The following is a 24,134-nucleotide window of genomic DNA, read 5'->3' as shown; positions in this document are numbered from 1 at the left end:
GTTTACCTATTGACAGGTATATGCGAACTATGCTACGTTTCCTCGCAGTAACAACGATAACAACAGCTCAGCAAATCACAAAGGAAATTGAATGATTCAGGCAATCATTTTTGATGTAGGCGGCGTGCTGCTCCGTACGGAAGATCGTGCGCCCCGGCAGCAGTGGGAAGCACGCCTGGGATTAGAACCCGGCGGAGCCGAAGCATTGGTTTTCAACAGCGAAATGGGCCAAAGTGCGCAGCGGGGGGACATCACGGAGCCAGAGCTGTGGCGTTGGATTGGCTCCCATTTGAATTTATCATTGGAAGAAACGGCCGCTTTCCGCCAAGGCTTTTGGGCAGGTGATAAACTCGACTGGGAACTGGTTGCGCTCATTCGTCAGCTCAAAACTCAGTATCAAACCGCGATTATTAGTAATTACGCCAGCAACTTGCGCCCGGAACTCACCAAGCAATTCAAAATCGCAAATGTCTTTGATGAGATCATCATCTCCTGCGAAGAAAAGATAATGAAGCCTGGCTCGGAAATCTTCCACCGAGCCTTGGCCCGCTTGGGCCGGAAGCCGGAAGAAGCAATATTTATTGATGACTTTCTGCATAATGTGGAGGCGGCCCAAAATGTTGGTCTGGCAGCAATTCATTTTCAGCCAGGTATTGATTTACCCCAGGCTTTAGAGAAGTTAGGAGTTTCGTTAGGTTGATCTAGCTTACTCTAAAGATTCAGACGAATAATTTATGGCTCGACGCACAAACTGTTACGGGCCGAAAAGAGTAGATTGTCGCTGGTTTGTAACAAAAGTTTAAGAAGCACGGGATATTTTTATGTCAAGCAATAGCAATCCATCAAATCCGTACCGTATTGGCTTCATTCTTTCAGGTTTGTTAAACGTGATTTTAATTGTTTTGTTGTTGATGTCACGGGGCAACAATGAAGAAACGGCCGTAACCCTCACCAGCGGCAATGATGAAGTTGCCCAGCTTCCAACTGCCACCGCCACCAATCTGCCCCCAACGGAAACGATGCTGCCAACAGCAACAGACGAACCAGCACCGACCACGACGGAAATGATCGTACCCACAGCCACCTCAGAACCTACCCAGATCCCGACAGTGGCTCCCACGCAAACGCCTGTTCCGACCGCTACGATGCTGCCTTCCCCAACGGCCACGGCACCAGCCGCTCCTACCAACGTGCCTGGCCCAGACTGGCTGCGCTACTATAACCAGTTCCGCACTCAATCCGGCCTGCCCCAACTGACCGAAAATCTTGCCTGGTCTGCCGGAGCTGCCGCCCATAGCCAATATATGATGCTCAACAGCAGCACCGTTCACGCCCAAAACCCCAACAAAGCTGGATACTCAGAAAGTGGAAACGCAGCTGGGCAAAATGGCAACATCGCCGTCAGCAGCTGGGATGGCGCGTCTGATTTGTGGCCCATAGATTACTGGATGACCGCCCCGTTCCATGCCGTGCCGATGCTCAATCCACGGCTCACGCAAACTGGCTTCGGCGTCTTCCGCGATGCCAGCAACAGCTTCAAAATGACGGCAACCCTGGATATTTCCAGCCATCGCGATTTAGGTGATTTACCTGCTGGGCTTACCTACCCTATAACCTTCCCTCATGACGGCGGCGAGCTTTGGGTACTCAGCTACACCTTGCCCGAATTTCCCAACCCGCTCACTTCCTGCTCTGGGCTGCAAAAGCCAGTGGGGCCGCCGCTGGTACTGCAAATTGGCAGCGGGGATGTGACCCCCAGCGTTTCGCAAACATCGCTCACCAGCAGCGATGGCTCGTTTATTACCCACTGTGCGATAGATGAAACCAACTATTTCAACAGCAACCAATACCAGCAGCAGCAGGGGCGCAACATTTTGGATAAGCAAGATGCGATTGTACTCATCCCAGCTCGTCCACTAACCGTTGGCGAAACCTACACCGCCAGCGTTACGGTCAACGGAGAAACGATTGAATGGACGTTTACGGCCGTTTCGCCCCCCACCGATTACTAAATCAGTTGCAACGAATTGACACGAATTTTTTCGCAGAAATTCGCGTTCATTCGCTGCCAATCAAAACATTTCTACTTATTCTGCAAAACATCCATTACGCTAGCCACCAAATCGTACCGGCCAAACGCCGGCATGAGGTAGACACCTTGCGTAAACGGCCGTACCGCACTCAAAATCTCCTGAGCAATGGCCACCCCTTCCTGCTGCGGATTTTTGGCCTCCGCCATCCGCTGGCGCATTGTTTCGGGAATAGACATGCCAGGCACTTCGTAATGGAGAAATTCAGCATTACGGCCGTTGTACAGCGGCTTGATTCCCACAATGACGGGCAGCATTTTTTCCTCATAGTTGGCTTCATACAAATTCACAAACTGCTTGGCCACTACCGGATCAAACACGGGCTGCGTCAGGGCAAAATCGGCACCGTTGCGAATTTTGCGCCGTAGCAGCTTCATCTCTCGCTCCGGGTCGGATGGCGTCAGGTTCAGCGCACAGCCCACCATGAAGTTGGTCGGCTGGTCAATAGAGTTGCCCGCCTTATCCAGTCCGCTGTTGAACTGCTGCTTAATAAGGTGAATAAGCCCTGTCGGCACAATGTCGTAGCTGTCCATCGCTTCGGGATAATCCCCAATTTTGGTGGGATCGCCCATCGTTACAAACAGGTTGCGAATGCCCATCGCGTATGCTGCCAGCAAATCCCCCTGAATGCGCAGCAAGTTGCGCCCCCGCGTGGGAAAGTGCAGCACCGCCTCCAATCCCACTGACTTTTGCACCAGATGGGCAGCAGCCCAGGCACTCATCCGCATACGCGCCAGGGGACTATCTGCCAAATTGAGCAGGTTGGCCCCGGCTTCCTTGAGCATATGCGCCCCCTCAATAAGCCGCTGAATGGCAACGCCTTTGGGTGGACTCATTTCTACAGTCACTATGTAACGGCCGTTTCGCAAATTCTCTGCGAGCTGGGTGGGTGGATCGAGGACGGCCGTTTTCTTTTCTGCCTGGGTCACAATTTGCACATCCGGCAGCGGGATGGATGATGGGGCAGGATGATCCAACGCCTGGCGCATAGCGGCAATGTGTGCCTCGTCGGTGCCGCAGCAGCCACCCAGCAGCACCGCGCCAACTTCTACCAAGGCATGGGTGTATTGCCCAAAATAGTCTGGCGTGGCGGGGTAGAGCACCCGGCCCCGCTCTGTTTGCTCTGGCCAGCCAGCGTTGGGAGCAGCAGCCAGCAGCTTTTCTGGCGCAATTTGGCGCATCACGCAGAGCAAGCGCAGCACCTGAGCCGGGCCACCGCTGCAATTTACGCCAATCGCCTCCACATCCAACGCTGCCAACCGCTGGGCCACGACATGGGGGCCATGCCCCAGCAGCGTGCGGTCATCGCGGGTAAAGGTCATTTGGGCCACGATGGGCAAATTGGGGGCTAACTCACGCGCTACGGAAACGGCCGTTTCTATTTCATATAGGTCAGACATCGTTTCTAGCACCAGCAGGTCAACGCCGCCCGCCAGCAACGCCTCGATCTGCTCCCGAAAAGCGTCTGCCGCTTCGGCCAATGACACCCGCCCCAGCGGTGCCAGGCGCACCCCCAGCGGCCCCACCGAACCGGCTAACCACACTTCGCGGAAAGCACTGCCGATGACGCGCCGAGCAATGTTTACCGCCGCCTCGTTAATCTGGCGCACCTGATTTTGCAGGCCGTACTCCGCCAGCTTGTATCGGTTGGCACCAAAACTGTTTGTTTCAATAATGTCTGACCCAGCATTGATGTAAGCCCGGTGAATATCGGCGACGATGGCTGGCTGGCTCAGGTTAATGCCATCGAAGCTGATGTCCATAGAGATGCCGCGACTGTGCAGCAAGGTTCCCATCGCCCCATCAAATAAAAACGGCCGCTCGCGCAGCCGGGAGGAAAAAGTTTGCCTATCCATACGTTTAATTCTCAGATGTTGCAGTATCAGGTACTCAAGCCTTCACTTGAAAACTGAGTATCTGGGTACCCTCACTCACTATAAAAAAGCTGTTGAATCAAAACGGCCGCTTTCTCATTCTCCAATATAAGCACCTGTGCCCCGGTTTCTGTACGGTAGCTGGAAACGTAGTCAAAATCAAGCACGTCGTTCTGAATATTTTCAGAGTCGATGCTGTTTGCGGCCGTCGCCAAACGTATCATCTGCTCCAGACTCAAATCGGTACGAACGCCGTTTTCTACCTGCTGGTACAGTGTGCCAGCCTGGGCCACAAGCCCGGTAAAGCCCAACGCCGCTGCTTTTTGCCGCACGGCCAGGATCACCTGCTGCTGCCGAGCCGCCCGGCCAAAGTCACTGTCCTGATGGCGGGTGCGCGCGTATTTCAGAGCCGTCGCGCCATCAAAATGATTCAATCCAGCAGGAATGAAGAGCGGATCAAAACCATAATTCATATTGGGATACGTCGGATCGTTAATAGCGACAGGCACATCGACATCAATGCCACCGAGCGCATTTATGCCATTAATGACGGCACTAAAATCCACCATAACGTAATGGTTTACCGGCACGCCCAAATTATATTCTACAGTTTGCATCGCCAGAGCAGCCCCACCTATGGGGTTGTTTCCAGCAGAGCCGTAGACAAAGGCGGTATTGATGCGATCCCGACCATATCCAGGAATAAGCACATACAAATCGCGAGGAATCGACAAAATAGAGGCAGAATCTGTTGCCGGATCCAGCGACACAAGCATCATCGTGTCGGTGCGGGAGATGAACGCCTCGCCGGGGCGACGGTCAATGCCCATAAGCAAGATGTTGACGCGGTCGACACCTTCCCACGGTTCGCTGGTAGGGATCAGTGTGGGGGTCGGCTGGCCAGGCACCAACGTCGGCACATCGGATGGGCCTGTCTGCTCTAATGACAAGTCGACACCAGCCACGGCGGCCACAGATTCTTCCAAAGGATTCAACGGCCGATTCAGCATGACCTGAAACGTGAAGTAGGCAAATACCACCACTGCAATGCCAGAGAAAACAAAGGCGATGGAAATCAGGTAGGTTAGCCAGCCAGGTAAAACAGGTTGTGAGCTTCGCAAATCAAACTCCTAAACAGGCCACAGAGTACACAAGGAAAAAGAGATTTCACTTTACTCTTAAAACTCTGTGACCTCTGTGGCTAAAATTTTTCAAAACAGGCTGCATTATACACGGAAACGGCCGTTCCGCGGGATGAAAATGGTGTGATTCCCCTACGAACGCCCTCGTCCAAAGCCACTAAAGACTTTTAAAGTTTTGTGACCATCTCACAATTTCCACAGAAAAAACTTCAAAAGTCTGAACGCTTACGAAAAAATCGTTGACTTACGGCCGTTTTACGGTAGATTTGCCAATACCTGATTGCAACGAGCGAGAGACAACTATGAATCACACCCCACAAATTAAAGACAAGTTCGGCCGTCCTGTGCGCGACTTACGCATCTCCGTCATCGACAAGTGCAATTTTCGCTGCCCCTACTGTATGCCTGCCGAAATTTTTGGTGCAGATTACAACTTTCTCAACAAGGACGAGCTGCTCAGCGATGATGAGATCGTGCGGCTGGCAACGCTATTCGCCCAACTTGGCGTCACCAAATTCCGCCTGACGGGTGGCGAACCGCTCATCCGGCCCAACTTACCCGCACTCATTGCCCGGCTGGCACAGGTGCCGGACATCGAAGATTTGGCATTGACCACCAACGCCTTTTACCTGCCCAAGCAAGCACAAGCCCTCAAGGATGCCGGCCTGCATCGACTCACCATTAGTTTAGATTCGCTGGATAATGAGGTGTTTCAGGTGTTAAACGGCCGTCGCGCCACGGTCGATCAAGTGCTGCAAGGGCTTGCCGCTGCCGAGGCTGCCGGTTTCCAAAAGACGAAAATCAACTGCGTCGTCAAAAAAGCGGTAAATGATCACACAGTAGTCGATCTGGCTCGTCACTTCAAAGGCAGCGGCCACATTGTACGCTATATTGAATACATGGACGTCGGCAACCTAAATGGCTGGAAGCTGGATGATGTCGTCACCGCCGACGAAATTTTGGCCATGATCGATGCTGAAATGCCGCTGCAACTTGTGCCGCCCAATTACAGAGGGGAAGTGGCCAACCGTTACCGCTACCTGGACGGTGAAGGCGAGATTGGCATCATCGCCTCGGTCACGAAGCCATTCTGCGGCGACTGCACCCGCGCCCGCCTTTCCAGTGCTGGCGAATATTATACCTGCCTCTTTGCCCACAAAGGCACCGATCTGCGCGTCCCTCTCCGCGCTGGAGCCAGCGACGAGGAGATGCTGCAACGCATTGGTGGCGTCTGGCAACGCCGCACCGACCGCTACTCCGAACTACGAACCTCTTTCACCCGCCTCCCCGCCAAAGGCGCAGAAATGTACCGTCTAGGTGGTTAGTTTATAGTTTAACCGTTGATGTTTAATCGCTAGAATTATTTTGAGTGAGTTCATCCTTCCAAATATGCTTGAATTGGAATACCATTCTTCCAAGTGGGTCTTTGTAGATTATTTGGAGGAATAGTATGTTCATCTTGAGTAGCTAATTTTTCTAAAGCAATAGTGTGTGCTCGATTTAATGCATAGCTTAAATCCATAAATCGCCTCCAACTTAGGTGGCTTTTAGTGAAGCTAACAAATAAACGAGCCAATATTTTTGCTTTGTACTCGGAATCAAACTCATCAATTTGCTCAACTACAAACGGTCGATGCCGTTTTGATGAGCGGAATTTCCTTAACCACCTCATCTTTTGTAAGTATGTCTAGAACAAATTCTGAATATTCACTGACAATATTAAGAGAGATATCCTGAGTGGCTTTGTTCAATTTTTGCAAATCCAGTCTTGAGAGTGCTTCACTATTTTCTAGTTGCTCAGAGTCTTCACTCGGTGATTCTTTCATTTCCCGATCCAATGTTCAATAATGATATTTGCAACTAATAATAGTGATGGCTTCGTCAGTTACTTTATAGACAAGGCGGTGTTCACGATCGATGCGCCTTGACCAATACCCCTTCAGCTCATGGCGCAGCGGTTCTGGCTTACCCAAACCTGTAAATGGACTTCGTTGAATCTCTTTTATCAACCGAATAATTTTCTGGTATAGCTTTTTGTTTTCAGTTGCCCAATTGGTGAAATCATTGAACGCGCTGGATTCAAATATGACACGCTTCATTTCAAACTGTCTAAATCAACTTCTATTAAATTTTGACCATTCTCAACATGCTCAATAGCTCGGAGTAGATGTTCTCGATTGGTGTCCGAATGCAGTAAATAGGCTGTTTCATCAACTTCTGTCACCACAATTTCAATCGTTTTATCTTTGAAGAGTGTCCTCAACGACTCAAGAAATTGAGCATCTAACTCATCTGTCCTTAAATGATATACTGTCTGCATAACAATTTAACTCCTTACATTAACCTGACAGCTTGAAGCATTGTAGCATAAATAATAGCAAATCGATAAACGTAAGATTAAAGAAAAATCTGCGTTAATTCGTGCAATCTGCGGCCTATTCTTCTTTAGGGAAGCCCCACTTTTTATCTACTAAGTACAACGGGCGTCCCTTCACTTCATCATAAATCCGGCCCAAATATTCACCAATGATGCCCAGGCTGATAAGCTGTACGCCCCCCAAAAACAGCACCGATACCAGCGTCGTCGCCTGCCCCAACAGTGGGTTTTCTGGCCCAAACAAACGCACCAAAATAACGGTGAGAATGGCCAAACCGCTAATAATGGCTATGAGAAAACCGAGGTATGTGGCTAGCTGAAGCGGCAGGTAAGAGAAGCTGGTGATGGCATCCAAGGCAAAGGGCAGCATTTGGCGCACGCTGCCAAACTTGGACTCTCCAGCAAAGCGGACGGCCCGCTCATACTCCACACCGGTCTGCTTAAAGCCCACCCAGGGAATCATACCGCGCAAAAAGCGGTTGCGCTCTGGCATATCGTTAATCGCTTGCACCACCCGCCTGTCCATCAAGCGGAAGTCACCCGTGTCCAGCGGAATGTCTATCTTGGTGATGCGGCGAATGAGCCGATAGAACACCTTGGCGGTGAACAGTTTGAACCAAGTTTCCCCTTCGCGGCTAGCACGCACGCCGTACACCACTTCATACCCCTCGCGCCATTTGGCAATCATTTCACTGTATACTTCAGGCGGGTCTTGCAAATCTGCATCGGTGAGGATGACGGCATCCCCTTGAGCATGATTCAATCCGGCGGTGACGGCCACCTGGAAGCCAAAATTGCGCGAGAAGCTGATTCCCTTTACGCGCGAGTCTTTTTGATGTAGCTCCGCAATGATTTCGGCCGATCGGTCTCGGCTGCCGTCATTGACCAGCACCAGCTCCCACGGTTCATCCTGCTGATCCATCACCTCGCTGACGCGGCGGTGGAGTTCTACCAGCACAGCTTCTTCATTAAATACGGGGGCAACAATGGAAATTGTTGGTCTCGATTGCGTTGATTCGTTCATAATTTTTCCAAATTTATTGACCAAAAATACGCTCGACGGCCGTAATCTCTGGCGGCACGGTAATGGCCTCACCGACTGCTTTCATAGCCGAATTGACGTCTTTCAACCCGTTGCCCGTAAGAATAAGGGCCACGCGGGCCTCCGGCCCAATGAGTCCCGATTGGACAGCTTTCTGAAAGCCTGCATAAGTTGCGGCTGAGGCTGGCTCGGCAAAAACGCCGCTGCCTTGCGCCAGAGCCGGAATGGCAGCCAAAATTTGGGCATCCGTAACGGTGATAAAGGCACCTTCCGTTTGACGAACGGCCGTCATCGCCTTAATGCGGTCTCGCGGCAAGCCTGCGCTAATGCTGTCTGCCACTGTGTTGGCGGCGATGGGTAGTTTCGTCAGTACAGCCTCATCATTCAGCCACGCATCGTGCAAAAAAGCGGAACCCGCCGCCTGCACGCCAACAATTTTGGGCATCTGCGATAAGAAACCGGTGGCGACCAAATCGCGCACACCTTTGTACACGCCGCTAATAATGCAGCCATCCCCTACAGAAACAAACAGGTGCGTGATGGGCGGCGCATCAGACTCCCTTTGCTGTTTAAGTTGCGCGTACAGCTCAAAAGTAACGGTTTTCTTGCCCTCGGCCATGTACGGATTGTAACCCGTATTGCGACAATACCAGCCAAACGTTTCAGTTGCTGCCAAACAGAGGTCGAACGCATCGTCATAGGTGCCTTCTACCAGCAAGACTGTCGCTCCGTAAACCAGCAGTTGGGCAATTTTGGCAGCAGGGGCAGACTTGGGCACGAAGATGACCGTTTTTTGCCCCATGCTGGCGGCTAAGCCAGCAAGCGCGGCAGCGGCGTTGCCCGTGCTGGCCGTGGTGACAATCTCAGCACCCAGTTCCTGCGCTTTCATGATGGCAACGGCACTGGCCCGATCTTTAAGAGAGGCTGTGGGATTACGGCCGTCATCTTTCAACCATAGTTCGGCCACACCTACGGCTTGCGCCAGCCGTGTTGCCTCTTGCAGAGGCGTACCGCCCACTACCAGCGGTGGCGCAGGCACATTTTCTGCTACCGGCAAAAACGGCCGATAGGCAAACATCCCGCCGCTGGCCCCTGGCAACTGTCCACCAAGCTCAGCACGGATGGCATCGTAATCATACTGCACATCCAGGATGCCTTCATTACCGTGGTCGGGGCAGACATAGAGAACCTCATCGGGCTGATAAACTTTTTGGCAAATTACGCAGCGTAGCCCTGTGACATTTTTCATCGTGGATTTTTCCTATTTTGCTCAAATTTCCAAAGTTGCCAGCAATCCCACATGGTCAGACGGGTACAGTGTGTCATCATCCGGGTCTGGTTTGTCGCAAAAGATTTTGGCTGCGGACACCTGGCGAATGCCGCTGGAAACAAAAATGTAGTCCAGGCAGCCAGACCAATCTCCCAGCGGCAGCAGCGCGGTGGGGAAAGTTGCTAATGGCTCCGCGCCGTGCCGCAGTTGGTACGCCGAGCGGAATCGCTGCTTCATAATTTGGATGGCGGGGCCGGTAGGCAGCTCGTTGAAATCGCCAGCCACGACCTGGGCCGGAATCGGGCGGCGGTCTGCCAGCCAGCCCGTGAGCATGAGGGCCTGTTCTTGCCGTGCCTCCTTCTCGGCGGCAATGTGGTGCAGGTGAGTGGCGACGAAATCGAGCGGCTGGCGGTTGCTCAGTTCCACATTCACGCGCAGAGCAACGCGCCCACCATAGCCCAGATTGAGGCTGTCTGAATACAAGACTGGCAAGTTTGTAAGAACGCCGATGCCTTCCAGATAACCAAAAATGGGATGCTGTTTGCGGAGCTGGAGGAGGCGATACGGCCGTTCATCTTCCGGCAGCCGCGCATTGATCTGGTTGCGAACCCACCGCCCCTGGGCAATGGGAAAACTAATCTCTTGCAGGCTAATCAGGTTGGGCAACACATCCAGCAACTGGGCAACCAGCAAATGGCGTCGTTCGCGCCAGCGGTCAGATCGGTTGCGTAGGTTGATCGTAGCGACTGTAATCTGTGGCATGAGAGGTCTGTAAATTTGCGGCTAAACTTTTATTCAAGGTCTATTTCGGTGGTGCCGCTGGGCACGGCCGTTTGCAACGATTGTGTTGCATCACGCAGCGTCAGGGTAAAAGGCACATCGGTGGTAAGGCGTAGTTTGCTGGCATTGGCCACCATCGAGAGCGTACCGTCTGGCCCCAATGGATAATTTTCAACGCCATACGGCCGTTCGCTTACCAACCGCCGATCCCAAAAAACACGCCGCTGTGGCCAATCAACCGTCAGGCCAATCACGTCTTCCAGCAGGCTGGCAATGGGCGTCAGCCCGGCCATACCCATGGGATTTTTGGCAGCAGGATCACCGGGAGCGGCCGTTTCTGGCGCGTAATTTTCCCAAAAAGCACCGGTTTGCTCATATACAGCCGCCACATTGCTCAAATGGTTGACAGCAATCTCATGGGCCAGGCCGTGCTGCCCAATTTGGCGCAAGCCACGCAGCACCACAAAATTGGTCGCTGGCCAGACGCCACCCCGCCAATAGTTGCCAGTTTCGGCATTATACCCTTCGCTGTCGGCTGATTGGCTGGGCACGCGATGAGTTAGCTTAAACGTCCAATTTTCGCGCAGTGCCTTCACAAATGGCTCTCGTCGCTTCTCAGGAACCAGATCAGCATCTAGCAAACCCCAGTAAGCCGCTATGGATTTAACAGGGCTAAAGCGTCCCTCAGGGTCTACATCCTGGTAAAACTGGGCGGCTTCATTCCAAAGCTGTTGGTTGATTTGTTCGCTCAGCCGCGTATGTTCGTCCTCCAGGGCAACAGCCAATTTCTCTTCTTTCAGCAGCGTCGCCATCTGCGCCAAAACCAGGCTGCCCAGCGCGGCCTGCATAGACGCATCCACCCAGGTCCAGTGACGATGGTGAAAACTGCTGTTCGGCACCCGCGGCTGATTGCTCAGGCCGCTGCTGTGCCCGGTAGCCCAATACAAACCATTAGGCCAGGTGCGGTTAGCCCGGCACCAGCGATGGTACCCAACAAGTGCAGGGAACACGTTCGCTAAACGGCCATCATCTCCGGTAAATCGGTACAGTCGCCACTCGGCCCACGCCAGTATGTTCGGCCCCGTTCCATTGGGATCAAATGGGTAAAAGAAATCCTCCCCAGTGGTCGGATCAATTTGACGGCAGATGAAGCCATCGTCGTGCTGCTTGGCATACAGATTATCCAGGTTGCCGGTAAAGGGAAAGGCACGACGGCCGTATAGCCCAAACTGGCTGGTGAAGGTACTGTCCCACATGAACAGGTAGGGCTCAGTACCCGCATCCAGATAGTCTGCCACGAAGCCTGATCCGGGTGTTGGCTGCCGCAAGTTGCTCCAGGCTATTTCCCAGGCGCGCCAATAGAGCTGCACCCATGCCTCATGCTCAGGCAAGATGGGTTGTGGCAAATGCGCTTTTGCCTCGCTAAAGGGGAGCCACGGTTGCAACACGGCCGTCTGCTGGCGAAACTGATTTTGGGCAACGATGGGGTCAGACTGCCGTTCAAACTTCGGATGCGGCTGCGGCATGATTATGTACTCCTAGTATTACTAGCGGTTCACCAACAATTCGGCCGTGCCGCCTAGCTGCAAACTGTTCTCACCAAAATTGACCACCCGAAGCGTATACCGAATGGCCACATTCTCCTGCAGCGAACCAATCCAGGTGATGGAGTCACCTAAAGCAAATAGAGGATGCCCCGTCAGGCCAGAGAGCCGTGCCGACTCCACCCCGCCTTGCGTAGAGACACCATCATACACCAGCGTCGTACCGGGAATTGTCCACCCAACTGGCACATTGTGCGCCAGCACGATATTGTTGTATCGAATCGCTTCCGGCCACTCCGGCATGGTGGTTAGTGACGTACTCACGGGGTTTAACACCGTCACTTCTACTGGGCCAGCCACGGGCAGCGGCCCCAGAAAGTCTGGAGCTAAGCGCAGGTTGTATTCAGCATATACGCCGGGGGCCACCACCCCACTCCAGATGAACGAATCGCCGACCCGCTTTTGGGCTGGCTCACCATCAATCTTCACGTCGTGCAGGTCGCCTGTTTTGCCTACGTATTGCAGTTGAGAACCCGGCACAGTGTCACCTGGTTCCAGATTCACCGTGTACGCTGGAATCAAAAAGGTCATGGAGTCGCCAGCGGGCGTTGGTGTGGCCTCTGGCTGGCTCGGCCCACCTGTACCAGGAATGGTACAAGCCAGGGCAGTAAAACAAAATACCAGTAAAAACCCAGCGAGACTCTTCACTGAATGCCTCATCATTCTCCCTTCTCGATAGTGATGGTCGCAATGCGATCACCATCTGGTGCGCTGGAGTCTTCGCGCGGCGTAATAGCTTCTACTACGTCTTGCCCTGCCAAAACGCGGCCAAAGATAGCATGTGCCCCATCCAAATGGGTCGCTGCACCCGTCGTAATGAAGAATTGGCTGCCCCCAGTATTTGGCCCGGAGTTGGCCATCGAAACCACACCGGGACCATCGTGGGACAGGTTTGGATCGAATTCATCATTGATGGCATAGCCGGGGTCCCCAACGCCCAGCCCCGTTGGGTCACCGGTTTGGGCCATAAAGCCAGGAATCACGCGGTGGAAGGTGACGCCGTCGTACCAGCCTTCTTCTGCCAAAAAGACAAAGTTATTCACCGTTACCGGCGCAGATTGGGGTAGTAATTCAATGACAATCTCATCCCCTTTTTCCAAAATGATAGTGGCCGTATAGCTGGCGTCCTCGTCAATGATCATGGGTGGGGGCGCATCGTACTGAATTTCGGCCAGAATAGCTTCCGCTTCAGTAACAGCAAGTCGCTGCTGGACGTAATTATCCCAAACATTGTAGTCAAAAGGCACGTTGGGTATGGGTACGCCATCAACAATAACGCTAGGCGTTCCGCCCAGGCCTATGGCGATGGATTCGGCTTCCATGGCCGTAACGTACTCAGCGTAGGTGTTGTCGTCCAAGGCAGCACCCAGCGCATCGCCATCCAGCCCTAATTCATTGGCCAGGTTGATAAAATAATCGCGGGCAGCGGCCTCGTCCAGGCTAGACCAGTCGCTTTGCTGTTCATAAAGGGCATCGTGATATTCCCAAAATGCGCCTTGCACACCAGCAGCCTCAGAAGCCTCGGCCGCTTTTTGGGCATTGGCATGAATGCGATTAAGCGGAAAGTGGCGATAGATAACTTGTACTTGATCCGGGTAGGCGTCTACCAGACGCGCCAGCACGGTCGAAAAGACCGCGCAGCCCGGTCACTGAAAGTCACCATACTCAATGATGACCACTAGCGGATCAACAGCACCCTTCCCCCAGTCCTGTTCTCTAACCTGGGCTGCCTGCTCCATACTGGTGACAGGAGCAAATCCGTCTAAATTGGCAGCCGCTGGGAGGGCAGAGCCGCCAGATGTTGCGTTGGTATCGGCCGTTTCATTGTTGGTAGAAACGGCCGTATCTACATTGGTGTTGGCTTCTGGAGGCACCAGTTCTGTGGTGGATGGACCACAGGCAATGAGGACCAGCAACACCAACAACCATATCGATTTCTTCATATTCAATCTCCTCAATTCATCAGTATCTTAACAAAATGTCACACAGATACGAATCTTGCACACAATTGTTTGCTCCGTCTGAGTATCTGTTAAGCACATTGTGAATTCGATGGGAATCAGTACCAATTCATTTTTTCGAATGATAGCGCATTTTGTTACAATCTTGTAGCCTCTAAGTTTGTGTAATTGGCAAAATTTTTAAAACCAACAAACCTGTTTTGGGCTGATTGCGAGATTGCGAAGGAGTGTATTGTGAAACGATTTTTATGGATTTTAATGGTAGCAGCGGCCGTGTGGTTTACGGCCGTTTCCTGTTCGCCAGCCGTCGAGGAAGAAGTACCAACCGAAAGCGAAGGGGGTGGCTTAAATGATATTCAGGAGGATGGGCCTGCCACTGGCTTAGAGGCAGAACCAGATGTTTTCCCCCGAGCCACGCTGACGCCCCCACCTCTCAGCGACCCGATAGAGCCAGACGCGGTGCCGATAGAAAATGGTGGGTATCCGCCCTTGCCAACGGTGGCCCCTTTACCAGAAGGGTATGAACTGCCGCCGACGCTTCCGGCCATCAACCCATACCCAGAGGCCAACGGCAGGCTCATTTGGATCATCAAACCTGTAGGGGAACAATGTGCCGAAACGCCAACCACGCCCGATTTGCAAACGGCCGTTGCCGATATGGTCGCCTTTGGCATTCCCGTAGAGGCATCAGAAATGACTGAGCTGGCGGTTTGCGCCGCCTGTGGCTGCCCCACCAGTGCCCACTTTAGGCTGCAAATTGATTCTGGCTATCAAGGAAATGCGGAAGCCTTGGGCTGGGTAGCTGAAGAGTAAAATGAGACTGGCGATTGGAGATTAGGTTGTTTAATCTCCAATCTCTACTTCCCCATCCATGCATCATAAATTGCCCGCGCCAGGCGGCCGATTACCAACACCCCTGGTGCATCTGGATTCCACAATTCGGGTTCTGGATTCCCCTCACTCATGACGGTAATGGTGAATCCGTGCTGTTCGCCATCTTTGTCGCGCCAGATAACGGCCGTTTGCGCCCGCGTCCCTACCAATGAACCTGTTTTACCCGCCAGATGCAGCTTTTCGGCCTCTGGCACGTCGCTGTCCCAATGCTCAAACGGCAGGTACCGCCCTACCCGGTCTGAGCCAACTTTGTTCATCATGCGCAGCATTTCGGTGCAGGCAGCGGGTGAGACGTGTTTTTGTTGGAAAACGGCCGTAATCATCCGTGTAAGTGCTGTTGGCGTGGCCGTTCCCAACAACTTCTGATCCGTTTTTAGCAAATCAAAATTGATCTTGCGGTGCAGCCGCACCTCCGGGTAACCGTTGTCATCTAGCCATGCGTTCACCTTGGCCATGCCCACATGGTCAATAAGCACATTCGTCGCCAGATTATCGCTAACGCTCATCATCAAGAAGGCCCAATCCCGGATAGGCATGGTGAGGCCAGGGGAAAGGTGTTGCAGCAGCCCACTGCCACCGACATTGTCTGCTCGACGCAACATCAGCGGATCGCTTAAGCTGTACAGTCCGTCTTCCACCTGCTGCATCAGCGTCAGCAGCACGGGCAGCTTAATGACACTGGCGGTAGGAAACATTTCATCTTCACGGTAGCCAATAGTTTCTTCTGTTTGCAAATTGGTGGCAGCAAGGCCGATACGGCCGTCAAACCCGTCGCAAATCTCGCGAATCTGTTCATCCAAGCCCATTTTCACACCTCCCAACAAAAAAGCACAGGAAACGGCCGTTGCCAACCGCCACCTGTGCTAAAAAAAAGCCACAGAGGTCACAGAGTATAAAGAGAAAACCTCGTATCCCTCTGTGTTCTCTGTGGCCAACACTTATGCTTTCAAGAAGTTGCGTAAAACGGTATGCAAAATGCCACCGTTGCGATAGTAATCCACCTCAACAGGGGTATCAATGCGGCAAAGCGTATCGAAGGTGATGGTACGGCCGTCTGGCTTCGTCGCCCGGATGGTGATGGTTTGCAGTGGCTTCACCTCGTCCGTCAGGTTCACTGTAGAGAACAATTCCGTGCCGTCCAGCCCCAGCGACTGTGGCGTATCGCCTTCCTGGAACTGCAAGGGCAGCACGCCCATACCCACCAGATTACTGCGATGAATCCGCTCGTAACTTTCCGCAATGACCATCTTTACACCAAGCAAAAGGGTACCTTTTGCAGCCCAGTCACGCGAACTGCCCATGCCATAATCCTTACCAGCCAACACCACCAGCGGCGTACCGTCTGCCTTGTACTTCAATGAAGCATCGTACATTGTGGTTACTTCGTCGGCGGGCAGGTAGGTTGTCCAGCCACCTTCGGTGCCGGGAGCCATGCGGTTCCGCAGCCGCACGTTGGCAAACGTGCCCCGCGTCATCACCCGGTCGTTGCCCCGCCGCGAACCGTAAGAGTTGAAATATTGCGGCGCGACATCCCGCTCCAGCAAATATTTGGCTGCCGGGCTGTTGCGAGAAATCGCTCCGGCCGGCGAAATATGATCTGTCGTCACCGAATCGCCCACTTTCACCAAAACGCGCGCATTTTCGATGTTGGCAATGGGCTGCACCTCTGGCGTCAGCTCCGTAAAGAAAGGCGGTTCCTGAATGTAGGTTGAATCTTCATTCCAGGCGTAAATTTCACCACCGTGAACGGGAATTTTGTTCCACTCTTCGTTGCCATCGTATACATTGCCATATTGAGTATGGAACATATCGGCCGACATCGTTTTCAGCACGGTGTCGCTCACTTCCTGGCTACTTGGCCAAATCTCTTTCAGATAAACCGGGTCGCCAGCGTCATTGGTGCCGATGGGATCGGTCGTCAGGTCAATGTCTGTAGTGCCAGCCAGGGCATAGGCCACCACCAGCGGCGGAGAAGCCAGATAGTTGGTTTTGGTCAGTGGATGCACGCGTCCTTCAAAGTTACGATTACCACTAAGAACGGAAGAAACAACCAGATCGCCTTCCTGAATGGCGTTGCTCACTGGCTCTGGCAGCGGGCCAGAGTTGCCAATGCAGGTGGTGCAGCCAAAGCCCACAATATGGAAACCCAACTTCTCCAGGTACGGCAGCAACCCCGATTTCTTGAGATAATCCTCCACCACGCGAGAACCGGGGGCGAGACTAGTTTTCACGTATGGATGCACTTTCAAACCTGCTTCAACTGCCTTTTTAGCCACCAAGCCTGCGCCTAGCATGACGCTGGGGTTGGAGGTATTGGTGCAGCTGGTGATGGCGGCAATAACCACCGCGCCGTGCCCGATCTCGACATTCTTGCCATTGGCAACAACGGCCGTCCTTCCCAACTCATCCTCACTCAAACCAATCCCCTGCGGCCCAACGGGTGCCAAAAGCGATTCACGGTATTTGGCTTTCATGTCGGCGAGGGTAATGCGGTCTTGCGGCCGTTTTGGCCCGGCCAAACTGGGCTGCACGGCACCTAAATCCAACTCCACCACATCGGTAAATTCAGGGTCAGGCATATCATCGGTGCGGAATAAGCCTTGTGCCTTGGTGTATTTCTCTACCAAATCGACCAATTCCTCAGAGCGACCCGTGTTTCGCATGTAATTCAGCGTCTCATCATCTACCGGGAAGTAACCAACGGTAGCACCATATTCAGGACACATATTGGCAATCGTGGCTCGGTCGGCCAGGGTCATGCTGCTAAGACCAGGGCCGAAAAATTCCACAAATTTGCCAACCACACCTTTCTGGCGTAGTAATTCTGTGACCACCAAAACCAAGTCTGTCGCGGTAGCACCCTCTGGCATCGCTCCTGTCAGGCGTACACCAATCACCTCCGGCGTCAGCATGTAAATTGGCTGGCCGAGCATCACCGCCTCGGCCTCAATGCCGCCAACGCCCCAACCTACAACGCCCAGGCCGTTGATCATTGTGGTGTGTGAGTCCGTTCCGACCAAGCTATCGGGGAAGGCAACGGTGTCGTCTCCTTCTTGCTTGGTCATGACAACTTTGCCCAAATATTCCAGATTAACCTGGTGGACAATGCCGGTCGCTGGCGGCACAACGCTAAAATTCTCAAACGCTTCTCGCCCCCACTTGAGAAATTCGTAACGCTCACGGTTCCGCACAAATTCGCGTTCCGCATTAAAGAACAGTGCGGCGGCGGAGCCAAACTGGTCTACCTGCACGGAGTGGTCAATAACCAAATCAACAGGCACGATGGGGTTGATCTTCTTGGGGTCGCCACCCAAGCGAGCCATGGCGGAGCGCATCGCGGCCAAATCAACGACGGCAGGGACACCGGTGAAATCCTGCAAAATAACACGCCCCGGCTTGAAGGGGAGTTCGTCTTTTTGGGGGTTTTTGGCGTTCCATTTAGCCAAATTTTCTACATCTTCGGGATTGACTTCATAGCCATCGCAGGTGCGCAACAACGCTTCTAACAACACTTTGATGGAAAATGGCAGGCGGTCGATATTGCCAAATTGGGACAGCTTACTTAGCTGATAGTAGGTAACTTCGGTGCCGGGCAGCTTGGCACGGGCACCGAAGTGATCGAAAAGTTTGCTCATGTTCATACCTCGTGGTTTATTCGGGTTTGTAACTGAGGGTATTATAGCGGAAATGGTGGAGGGGGAAACGGCCGTTTGCCGGGCGACAAGAGAGTATACAAAAGTCTGGCTGAGACTTATTGCCCAACGGTCGTCTTGCAGTTAAGGTAGACGCATTCATTCAAAAAGGAGTCGAGCATGGTCAGTACAGTCGTATTATTAAATGTAGAACCTGGGAAAATCAACGAGGTAGGTGGCCGTTTGGCTGAATTAAAAGGAATTAGCGAGGTGTTTAGCGTAGGCGGCCGTTTTGATTTGGTAGCCATCATTCGTGTGCCAGATAACGACACGATGGCCGAGCTGGTGACGGAAAAAATGCTCACCGTCCCCGGCATCACCAACTCAGAAACGCTCATCGCCTTCCGTGTCTTCTCACAGCACGATTTGGAGAGCATGTTCTCCATCGGCATCGAGTAACTTAACTGTTTTGCCACGACAACAATTTTCTCGAATTGGCTTTACGGCCGCTTTTATTGCTTCGGGTATCGCCCACTTCCTCACCCCACGTTTTTTCATTGCTTTGATTCCGAAAGCAATTCCAGGACGGCCGTTTTGGGTCTATATTTCTGGGCTAGTGGAGCTAGTTCTAGCAGTAGGGCTGTGGCAGCGGCGTTGGCAGAAACTGGCTGCTCAGGGCACGCTAGCCCTCATGCTCCTGTTCTTACCACTTCACATTGCAGATATTTTTAGAGAGAAGCCAGTAGCAGGAGGCAGGAAAGATACGGCCGTTCTACGTCTCCTGGCCCAATTTGGATTGATCGCCCTGGCAAAAGAGTTGGCAACCCATGAAGCAGATCCACCAAATTAGGAGTAATCAATGCACAAATCTGACAACTCATTAACAGGAAAGGTTTGCCTGGTCACGGGGGCGAACTCTGGTTTGGGCAAGGTTACGGCCAGCGAGCTAGCAAAAATGGGTGCAACGGTTGTGATGGCCGCCCGCAGCCAGGAACGTGGCGAACCCGCTTTGGCCGACGTGCGCCAATCCAGCGGCAACAGCAACGTTCATCTGGTGCTGGCCGATCTCTCCAGCCTGACAGGGACACGCCAGCTGGCAGAGCAATTTAAGGCTGAATACGGCCGTCTCGACATCCTCGTCAACAATGCAGGCGCCATTTTCAAAGATCGGCAGCTCTCTGCAGATGGGTACGAAATGACTTTTGCCCTCAACCATCTGAGCTACTTTCTACTCACCAACTTACTACTCGATCAGTTAAAAGCATCTGCGCCCGCACGCATTGTCAACGTGTCGTCCGGGGCGCACGTTGGTGGCACCATCAATTTTGACGATTTGATGATGGCCAAGAAATATCGCAGCTTTGCCGCTTACAGCCAATCCAAGCTGGCCAACGTGCTGTTCACCTACGAGCTGGTGCGGCGGCTGGAAGGCAGTGGCGTCACAGCCAACGCGCTGCACCCAGGCGGTGTGGCTACGGGTTTCGGCAGCGGCGAGGGAATGATGGGCTGGCTATTCAAACTGCTACGGCCGTTCCTCCTGACCCCCGAAAAAGGCGCAGAAACACAAATCTATTTGGCTAGCTCACCAGAAGTTGAAGGCATCACCGGCAAATATTTCGACAAGAAAAAGCCTGTTCAATCCTCGAAAGAATCATACGATACGGCCGTTGCCCAACGACTCTGGCAGGTCAGCGACCAACTCACGGGTCTGTCCTAATTTTTTTGCCACAGAGCACACAGAGGTTTAAGAGGATTTTCTCTTGTTGCTCTGTGCCCTCTGTGGCTATTTTTCTTTTGGAGGCAAGACTCGGTGCATTTCGAAGAAGTCGTTGATGTGCGCGTAACTCGCCCCCGCCATGCGGCCGATTGGTCGCAACTTTTCTGGGGGAATACGGCCGTTCTCGTACAAACCATCCTGCACGTAAATTGATTGCACCTCACCAAAAACGGCCGCTCCGCCACCCGGCCCCTCGTTTACCATGACAATTTGTTGCAGCTTACATTCAAAAGCGACGGGGGCCTCCGCCACGCGCGGCACCCGGATGGCCTCACTAGGCTGTGGCGTCACGCCTGCCCAGGCAAACTCATCTACCCCAGCTTCGAACTCGGTCGCCGTCAGGTTCATCGCCTCGGCTGTGGCTTCATTCACAATATTGATCACAAACTCCGGCACGGCACGAATGTTATTCAGTGTATCCTTCATTCTGCCACGCAGCCCACTCCAGCCAGGGGCAAACATTAGCGTCATAGGCGTGGGGCAAACGGCCGTAAAAAAGGAAAACGGGGCCAAATTCGGCCGTCCTTGTGCATCAATCGTACTCACCCAGGCAATTGGTCGCGGCACAATCGCCCCAATCATCAGCTTGTACCGATCGTTGCTGGTCCAATTTTCCGGGTTTAAGCGCATTGTTTCTCCTCTTTTTATCACGGATTTTGCAGACATCTGCAGGCTTGTACTCTTAAGTGAAAAAGTAATTGATAGCCTTTCCTCCTTTATGATATATTCAGTTGCATAAATATCTGTATTGGGCTCTAGAGACGGGTGGCCGCCCTCATAAATAATTGAAATTCAAGTGACACATGAACAAGACAGACTTACGAAGTCAAATTGCAGATTCATTTAATAAAAGTGAACTTAGAAGTTTATGTTTTGATTTAGGAATCAACTATGAGAATCTACCGGGAGAAACTCTTGAAAATAAGGCTCATGGGTCGAAAGTGTGCAGAGTGACCAAAGCTGAGATGAAATCCGGTGAGATACGCTTCACATTCCGCCTGAATTCACATATCGCAATGTAACCGCTCAAGTTTTTCTTATGCACACCTTTGAACATCCTTAAAAAGTTACGCACATCCGTCCACATGCCTTCGGCCGTGTTGACATGCACTTCGCGAATCCCGTCACCATCGTCATCACGCGCCCACTCCTTGTCGCCATGAGAGACGGTGGCATGTGGGCGAATCACATGATTGTAGCTTTGGTATTCGTCTGTATACAGTTGAGACCCAGCTAGCGTAAAGCGATGCACGTGGTCAACCAGGGTCTCACCTTTTGTATCTTTAACAACACGCAAGCGAACTTGTCCAGATTGACGCCCCACTGTGCCCACAACAGGCGGTCGGTCATTGGCATACGTGCCACGCCCTCGCCGTTTGTTGGCGCGACGACGGGGCGGGTCAGCTGAGTCGAAATGCTCACACCCTTTTTTCCCCCGCATTCTGAAACATTTCATCGGTTTCAGTTTCATCATCCAGGAGCGGGGTTTCTGGTTGGAGCTGTTCCGCGTTCGCTTGCAGGTCATGACGCAACCTCAAAACCGTTGGGTAGTTGATGCCCAATTCGGCTGACAAGATTGTCGCAGGTTCTCCTTTGAGGACACCGCGAACGAGCAACAAGACTTGCATTGGAGTCAAATGATGTTGTTGGAAAACGGTTCCCGTATACAAGTTGTAAGCGGCTTGACACTGTTGGCAACGGTAAACGGTCAGTTGACTGCGCTTTGTCGTTCGGAACTTGCGGGCTTGGTCTACGCCGACTTGACAGACCGGACACCCAAAGCCATTGGGATGGAAATGTTCAATGATCCATTGTGTACAGTTTTCTTTGTCGAGTAAATCGGTGATTGGGAATTCCATGATTCCCAATTTTACCCGATTCGCACACTTTTAATAGTTGAGCCGAAAATAAATGTAGAGAGCTGATTACCTATTGTAAACGACACGGAAAGTTTAAGAACCTGATTAATAAGTGTTCTGAACTACGCCCCCACATTAATTGGTCTTTATCTGATGATCTTGAAGTCGAAGAGGCGTTTCCTAAAAGCTCACTGGGTGAGAAAAAATTTCAAAGCTTCACCAAAGAATCTAGAAACTATTTCAAGTTCAAGGGGAACGGAATTTTATGGTTTTCTGCTCTTTTGATCATTGGTGGATTCTTGATAATCAGAGCACTTTTTAGCGGTAACTTGACATTTGGTGATCCGGTCCAAATAGAAGAGAACAAATATCTTGTCAAACTCGCGGGAAATGAAACCGTCAATCTTTTTAGCGATGATATCGAAATAACATTTGTTGACAAACCTGATGGAACAGTTGTTATTTCACGAGGGCCATTGGTTCCAGATATCGGACAATTGAATGTTCAATCTTTAGGGTATGCTCGTCAAACTTTTGGCCTAGGTTTAGATGAAGAGGCAATCTACGAAAGCACTCACAAGTACTCAATTTTAGTAACAGACATATATTTCCCTGATTCCGATTGGGGTAAAAGTGACGCCTATATTGAATTGGTTGTTACAAAGAATGATTGAATAAAAATCACAAAACCAAACCACTAGTCAAAAACTTGCCGCTAAATTCACCTATAATTGACCTGATTGCGACGAAAAGCCCACTTTTTTAGGTATATATCTGTGGGATGAACCATGCAAAACCATCGCGGCTTTTTAATTTAGTTGCGGTACAACCCGCATCGGCCAAGCACCCTTTTTGCCGCTCAGGTAGGTTGCGCGGCGGCTGGCAAAATCGGGGTCCAAAGTGGATAACGGCCGTAATGCGCCATCCTCACCCAACACATCTGGATCAACTGCCCGCAGCTTTGTACTCACCCAAAACGTTGGATTTTCTTCATCCCATACAAATTGCGTCTCTAGCGACACCTGTGCCAGCAGCGTTTGCAGTTGGTCATCCACAGATTCGTGCAGCGTTTGCCACAAAACTGCATCCGTCTGCCAAAAATCATCTTGTGTAATCAAACCAATCGCTAATCCGCGCCGGATAGCTCGCGCCGTCAGCTCATATAAGCCCACTTCACGGAAGTTGGCCCAGCTGGCATCATCTGCGCGCATAAACGTTTCCCCAAACCAGCGGGCGATGCTGATGCTTTTTAGGGCGATACGGCCGTTACCCACCACCAAATCATTAACGACCCTCGCAATATCCGCCTCGGTTGCTAACCTCAACCCCCTGCAATCCCGCAAAAAATAATCAATGCGGTCTGCACACAATCGGGGCGATGGCTGTTCCAGCAGCGAAAACTGTTCCTCATCCACAAAGTTAGTCCAGTTGTAACCATGCTGGCCCAAAATATCCGGTAAATCTGTGGTGGCCATGTATGTTTCCTTCATCTCATCATGAAAACTCTGGCCATCATGATCATCCAAAACATAATCAATGACATGGCTAAACGCCGTATGGCTCACATCATGCAGCAGGGCCGCAATTTGCTCCGGCACAGAGCCGCCCAGCCGCCGCACCAGCAGCACTGCTCCCAGCGAATGGTCAAACCGGCTAATCGGTTCGGTCAGGCCAATCAGCCCAGTGATGCCATGTTGCAACACACCTTGCAGCCGCTGCACTGCCTCAGATTGAATTAACGCTTGTAAAACTGGCTCTGTAATCGTGGCAGAACCGTAAATCGGGTCGTTGAAATCCATAATTTTTCCTTCACTGCCTGCTTGCTTGATTTT

28 protein-coding genes and 1 pseudogene are annotated in these 24,134 nt (G+C 52.1%); 9 read left to right on the top strand and 20 right to left on the bottom strand.

Going from position 1 to position 24,134, the window contains the following annotated elements; all coding sequences use genetic code 11:
• Positions 1-91 precede the first annotated feature (91 nt).
• Together ACOQPU_RS23740 and ACOQPU_RS23735 are read left to right on the top strand one after the other, a co-directional pair.
• The gene (locus ACOQPU_RS23740) at positions 92-700 is read left to right on the top strand and encodes an HAD family hydrolase (protein ID WP_420642310.1); all 609 of its coding nucleotides are present in this window, start codon (positions 92-94) and stop codon (positions 698-700) included.
• 121 nt (positions 701-821) lie between these two features.
• Positions 822-2,012, top strand: coding sequence for a CAP domain-containing protein (locus ACOQPU_RS23735; protein ID WP_420642309.1), 1,191 nt, complete (start codon positions 822-824; stop codon positions 2,010-2,012).
• 71 nt (positions 2,013-2,083) lie between these two features.
• Here the strand turns inward: ACOQPU_RS23735 and ACOQPU_RS23730 are convergent, their stop codons facing one another.
• Together ACOQPU_RS23730 and ACOQPU_RS23725 are read right to left on the bottom strand one after the other, a co-directional pair.
• Positions 2,084-3,946 (bottom strand): bifunctional homocysteine S-methyltransferase/methylenetetrahydrofolate reductase, encoded by a 1,863-nt coding sequence (locus ACOQPU_RS23730; RefSeq protein WP_420642308.1) that lies wholly within the window; start codon positions 3,944-3,946, stop codon positions 2,084-2,086.
• Between the two features lie 71 nt (positions 3,947-4,017).
• Entirely contained in the window at positions 4,018-5,085 is a 1,068-nt protein-coding gene (locus ACOQPU_RS23725) for an LCP family protein (RefSeq protein ID WP_420642307.1), read from the bottom strand.
• 323 nt (positions 5,086-5,408) lie between these two features.
• Here ACOQPU_RS23725 and moaA point away from each other — a divergent pair, with 323 nt between their 5' ends.
• The gene (gene moaA, locus ACOQPU_RS23720; protein WP_420642306.1) at positions 5,409-6,431 is read left to right on the top strand and encodes a GTP 3',8-cyclase MoaA; all 1,023 of its coding nucleotides are present in this window, start codon (positions 5,409-5,411) and stop codon (positions 6,429-6,431) included.
• A gap of 50 nt (positions 6,432-6,481) precedes the next feature.
• On the opposite strand, the gene ACOQPU_RS23715 is transcribed toward moaA, so the two are convergent.
• The 12 genes and pseudogenes from ACOQPU_RS23715 to ACOQPU_RS23660 form a co-directional block, all read right to left on the bottom strand.
• Positions 6,482-6,628: a hypothetical protein gene (locus ACOQPU_RS23715; RefSeq protein WP_420642305.1), complete on the bottom strand. Its 147-nt coding sequence runs from the start codon at positions 6,626-6,628 to the stop codon at positions 6,482-6,484.
• 94 nt (positions 6,629-6,722) lie between these two features.
• Positions 6,723-6,932 (bottom strand): hypothetical protein, encoded by a 210-nt coding sequence (locus ACOQPU_RS23710; protein WP_420642304.1) that lies wholly within the window; start codon positions 6,930-6,932, stop codon positions 6,723-6,725.
• Between the two features lie 15 nt (positions 6,933-6,947).
• Positions 6,948-7,205 carry a Txe/YoeB family addiction module toxin gene (locus tag ACOQPU_RS23705; protein WP_420642303.1) on the bottom strand — a complete coding sequence of 86 codons (258 nt, stop codon included), beginning with the start codon at positions 7,203-7,205 and terminating at the stop codon, positions 6,948-6,950.
• Positions 7,202-7,426 carry a hypothetical protein gene (locus ACOQPU_RS23700; protein ID WP_420642302.1) on the bottom strand — a complete coding sequence of 75 codons (225 nt, stop codon included), beginning with the start codon at positions 7,424-7,426 and terminating at the stop codon, positions 7,202-7,204. The genes ACOQPU_RS23705 and ACOQPU_RS23700 overlap by 4 nt, the downstream gene beginning before the upstream one ends.
• 115 nt (positions 7,427-7,541) lie before the next feature.
• Positions 7,542-8,507: a glycosyltransferase family 2 protein gene (locus ACOQPU_RS23695; protein WP_420642301.1), complete on the bottom strand. Its 966-nt coding sequence runs from the start codon at positions 8,505-8,507 to the stop codon at positions 7,542-7,544.
• Between the two features lie 13 nt (positions 8,508-8,520).
• Positions 8,521-9,774 (bottom strand): threonine synthase, encoded by a 1,254-nt coding sequence (gene thrC, locus ACOQPU_RS23690; RefSeq protein WP_420642300.1) that lies wholly within the window; start codon positions 9,772-9,774, stop codon positions 8,521-8,523.
• A gap of 21 nt (positions 9,775-9,795) precedes the next feature.
• Positions 9,796-10,557: an endonuclease/exonuclease/phosphatase family protein gene (locus tag ACOQPU_RS23685; protein ID WP_420642299.1), complete on the bottom strand. Its 762-nt coding sequence runs from the start codon at positions 10,555-10,557 to the stop codon at positions 9,796-9,798.
• Between the two features lie 29 nt (positions 10,558-10,586).
• Positions 10,587-12,101, bottom strand: a complete 1,515-nt coding sequence (locus ACOQPU_RS23680) for an MGH1-like glycoside hydrolase domain-containing protein (protein WP_420642298.1) — start codon at positions 12,099-12,101, stop codon at positions 10,587-10,589.
• 21 nt (positions 12,102-12,122) lie between these two features.
• On the bottom strand, positions 12,123-12,842 hold the full coding sequence (locus tag ACOQPU_RS23675; RefSeq protein ID WP_420642297.1) for a hypothetical protein: 720 nt from the start codon (positions 12,840-12,842) through the stop codon (positions 12,123-12,125).
• The gene (locus ACOQPU_RS23670) at positions 12,839-13,321 is read right to left on the bottom strand and encodes a peptidylprolyl isomerase (protein WP_420645866.1); all 483 of its coding nucleotides are present in this window, start codon (positions 13,319-13,321) and stop codon (positions 12,839-12,841) included. Before ACOQPU_RS23670 ends, ACOQPU_RS23675 begins: the two co-directional genes overlap by 4 nt.
• A gap of 123 nt (positions 13,322-13,444) precedes the next feature.
• Positions 13,445-13,813: pseudogene (locus ACOQPU_RS23665) on the bottom strand (DsbA family protein); the annotation flags it as partial.
• Positions 13,814-13,825: 12 nt separating this feature from the next.
• On the bottom strand, positions 13,826-14,122 hold the full coding sequence (locus ACOQPU_RS23660) for a hypothetical protein (RefSeq protein WP_420642296.1): 297 nt from the start codon (positions 14,120-14,122) through the stop codon (positions 13,826-13,828).
• A gap of 252 nt (positions 14,123-14,374) precedes the next feature.
• Here ACOQPU_RS23660 and ACOQPU_RS23655 point away from each other — a divergent pair, with 252 nt between their 5' ends.
• Complete coding sequence (locus ACOQPU_RS23655; RefSeq protein ID WP_420642295.1) at positions 14,375-14,953, top strand: hypothetical protein; 579 nt, start codon at positions 14,375-14,377, stop codon at positions 14,951-14,953.
• Between the two features lie 44 nt (positions 14,954-14,997).
• On the opposite strand, the gene ACOQPU_RS23650 is transcribed toward ACOQPU_RS23655, so the two are convergent.
• Positions 14,998-15,840: a serine hydrolase gene (locus ACOQPU_RS23650; RefSeq protein ID WP_420642294.1), complete on the bottom strand. Its 843-nt coding sequence runs from the start codon at positions 15,838-15,840 to the stop codon at positions 14,998-15,000.
• 132 nt (positions 15,841-15,972) lie between these two features.
• Positions 15,973-18,669, bottom strand: a complete 2,697-nt coding sequence (gene acnA / locus ACOQPU_RS23645; RefSeq protein ID WP_420642293.1) for an aconitate hydratase AcnA — start codon at positions 18,667-18,669, stop codon at positions 15,973-15,975.
• 177 nt (positions 18,670-18,846) lie between these two features.
• Between acnA and ACOQPU_RS23640 the strand changes: the two genes are divergently transcribed.
• The 3 genes from ACOQPU_RS23640 to ACOQPU_RS23630 are packed head-to-tail and all read left to right on the top strand — an operon-like array spanning position 18,847 to position 20,383.
• The gene (locus tag ACOQPU_RS23640) at positions 18,847-19,125 is read left to right on the top strand and encodes an Lrp/AsnC family transcriptional regulator (protein WP_420642292.1); all 279 of its coding nucleotides are present in this window, start codon (positions 18,847-18,849) and stop codon (positions 19,123-19,125) included.
• Positions 19,126-19,135: 10 nt separating this feature from the next.
• Positions 19,136-19,516 carry a MauE/DoxX family redox-associated membrane protein gene (locus tag ACOQPU_RS23635; protein WP_420642291.1) on the top strand — a complete coding sequence of 127 codons (381 nt, stop codon included), beginning with the start codon at positions 19,136-19,138 and terminating at the stop codon, positions 19,514-19,516.
• Between the two features lie 9 nt (positions 19,517-19,525).
• Positions 19,526-20,383: an SDR family oxidoreductase gene (locus ACOQPU_RS23630; protein WP_420642290.1), complete on the top strand. Its 858-nt coding sequence runs from the start codon at positions 19,526-19,528 to the stop codon at positions 20,381-20,383.
• A 66-nt stretch (positions 20,384-20,449) separates the two neighbouring features.
• Here ACOQPU_RS23630 and ACOQPU_RS23625 read toward each other — a convergent pair whose 3' ends face one another.
• Positions 20,450-21,073: a flavin reductase family protein gene (locus ACOQPU_RS23625; protein ID WP_420642289.1), complete on the bottom strand. Its 624-nt coding sequence runs from the start codon at positions 21,071-21,073 to the stop codon at positions 20,450-20,452.
• A 173-nt stretch (positions 21,074-21,246) separates the two neighbouring features.
• Between ACOQPU_RS23625 and ACOQPU_RS23620 the strand changes: the two genes are divergently transcribed.
• A complete protein-coding gene (locus ACOQPU_RS23620) occupies positions 21,247-21,465 on the top strand; it encodes a hypothetical protein (RefSeq protein ID WP_420642288.1) in 219 nt (72 codons plus the stop codon).
• On the opposite strand, the gene ACOQPU_RS23615 is transcribed toward ACOQPU_RS23620, so the two are convergent.
• Both ACOQPU_RS23615 and ACOQPU_RS23610 read right to left on the bottom strand, forming a co-directional pair.
• Positions 21,372-21,884: a transposase gene (locus ACOQPU_RS23615; protein ID WP_420641525.1), complete on the bottom strand. Its 513-nt coding sequence runs from the start codon at positions 21,882-21,884 to the stop codon at positions 21,372-21,374. The genes ACOQPU_RS23620 and ACOQPU_RS23615 overlap by 94 nt on opposite strands.
• Complete coding sequence (locus tag ACOQPU_RS23610) at positions 21,862-22,302, bottom strand: hypothetical protein (protein WP_420641526.1); 441 nt, start codon at positions 22,300-22,302, stop codon at positions 21,862-21,864. Before ACOQPU_RS23610 ends, ACOQPU_RS23615 begins: the two co-directional genes overlap by 23 nt.
• Positions 22,303-22,631: 329 nt before the next feature.
• Between ACOQPU_RS23610 and ACOQPU_RS23605 the strand changes: the two genes are divergently transcribed.
• A complete protein-coding gene (locus ACOQPU_RS23605) occupies positions 22,632-22,976 on the top strand; it encodes a hypothetical protein (protein WP_420642287.1) in 345 nt (114 codons plus the stop codon).
• 135 nt (positions 22,977-23,111) lie between these two features.
• On the opposite strand, the gene ACOQPU_RS23600 is transcribed toward ACOQPU_RS23605, so the two are convergent.
• Complete coding sequence (locus ACOQPU_RS23600; RefSeq protein ID WP_420642286.1) at positions 23,112-24,101, bottom strand: HD domain-containing protein; 990 nt, start codon at positions 24,099-24,101, stop codon at positions 23,112-23,114.
• Positions 24,102-24,134: the final 33 nt, after the last annotated feature.

This window comes from Candidatus Leptofilum sp., from assembly GCF_965223285.1.
In the GTDB taxonomy this organism is placed as follows: domain Bacteria; phylum Chloroflexota; class Anaerolineae; order Promineifilales; family Promineifilaceae; genus Leptofilum.
The sequence above is the reverse complement of the archived record's forward strand: the minus strand, read 5'-3'. Positions and strand labels throughout refer to the sequence as shown.

Coding starts and splice junctions, on each gene's coding strand:
- ACOQPU_RS23740 (WP_420642310.1), top strand. CDS start 92: ATGATTCAGGCAATCATTTTTGATGTAGGCGGCGTGCTGCTCCGTACG.
- ACOQPU_RS23735 (WP_420642309.1), top strand. CDS start 822: ATGTCAAGCAATAGCAATCCATCAAATCCGTACCGTATTGGCTTCATT.
- ACOQPU_RS23730 (WP_420642308.1), bottom strand. CDS start 3,946: ATGGATAGGCAAACTTTTTCCTCCCGGCTGCGCGAGCGGCCGTTTTTA.
- moaA (WP_420642306.1), top strand. CDS start 5,409: ATGAATCACACCCCACAAATTAAAGACAAGTTCGGCCGTCCTGTGCGC.
- ACOQPU_RS23715 (WP_420642305.1), bottom strand. CDS start 6,628: ATGGATTTAAGCTATGCATTAAATCGAGCACACACTATTGCTTTAGAA.
- ACOQPU_RS23710 (WP_420642304.1), bottom strand. CDS start 6,932: ATGAAAGAATCACCGAGTGAAGACTCTGAGCAACTAGAAAATAGTGAA.
- ACOQPU_RS23705 (WP_420642303.1), bottom strand. CDS start 7,205: ATGAAGCGTGTCATATTTGAATCCAGCGCGTTCAATGATTTCACCAAT.
- ACOQPU_RS23700 (WP_420642302.1), bottom strand. CDS start 7,426: ATGCAGACAGTATATCATTTAAGGACAGATGAGTTAGATGCTCAATTT.
- ACOQPU_RS23695 (WP_420642301.1), bottom strand. CDS start 8,507: ATGAACGAATCAACGCAATCGAGACCAACAATTTCCATTGTTGCCCCC.
- thrC (WP_420642300.1), bottom strand. CDS start 9,774: ATGAAAAATGTCACAGGGCTACGCTGCGTAATTTGCCAAAAAGTTTAT.
- ACOQPU_RS23685 (WP_420642299.1), bottom strand. CDS start 10,557: ATGCCACAGATTACAGTCGCTACGATCAACCTACGCAACCGATCTGAC.
- ACOQPU_RS23680 (WP_420642298.1), bottom strand. CDS start 12,101: ATGCCGCAGCCGCATCCGAAGTTTGAACGGCAGTCTGACCCCATCGTT.
- ACOQPU_RS23675 (WP_420642297.1), bottom strand. CDS start 12,842: ATGATGAGGCATTCAGTGAAGAGTCTCGCTGGGTTTTTACTGGTATTT.
- ACOQPU_RS23670 (WP_420645866.1), bottom strand. CDS start 13,321: ATGATCATTGACGAGGACGCCAGCTATACGGCCACTATCATTTTGGAA.
- ACOQPU_RS23660 (WP_420642296.1), bottom strand. CDS start 14,122: ATGAAGAAATCGATATGGTTGTTGGTGTTGCTGGTCCTCATTGCCTGT.
- ACOQPU_RS23650 (WP_420642294.1), bottom strand. CDS start 15,840: ATGGGCTTGGATGAACAGATTCGCGAGATTTGCGACGGGTTTGACGGC.
- acnA (WP_420642293.1), bottom strand. CDS start 18,669: ATGAGCAAACTTTTCGATCACTTCGGTGCCCGTGCCAAGCTGCCCGGC.
- ACOQPU_RS23640 (WP_420642292.1), top strand. CDS start 18,847: ATGGTCAGTACAGTCGTATTATTAAATGTAGAACCTGGGAAAATCAAC.
- ACOQPU_RS23630 (WP_420642290.1), top strand. CDS start 19,526: ATGCACAAATCTGACAACTCATTAACAGGAAAGGTTTGCCTGGTCACG.
- ACOQPU_RS23625 (WP_420642289.1), bottom strand. CDS start 21,073: ATGCGCTTAAACCCGGAAAATTGGACCAGCAACGATCGGTACAAGCTG.
- ACOQPU_RS23620 (WP_420642288.1), top strand. CDS start 21,247: ATGAACAAGACAGACTTACGAAGTCAAATTGCAGATTCATTTAATAAA.
- ACOQPU_RS23615 (WP_420641525.1), bottom strand. CDS start 21,884: ATGCGGGGGAAAAAAGGGTGTGAGCATTTCGACTCAGCTGACCCGCCC.
- ACOQPU_RS23610 (WP_420641526.1), bottom strand. CDS start 22,302: ATGGAATTCCCAATCACCGATTTACTCGACAAAGAAAACTGTACACAA.
- ACOQPU_RS23600 (WP_420642286.1), bottom strand. CDS start 24,101: ATGGATTTCAACGACCCGATTTACGGTTCTGCCACGATTACAGAGCCA.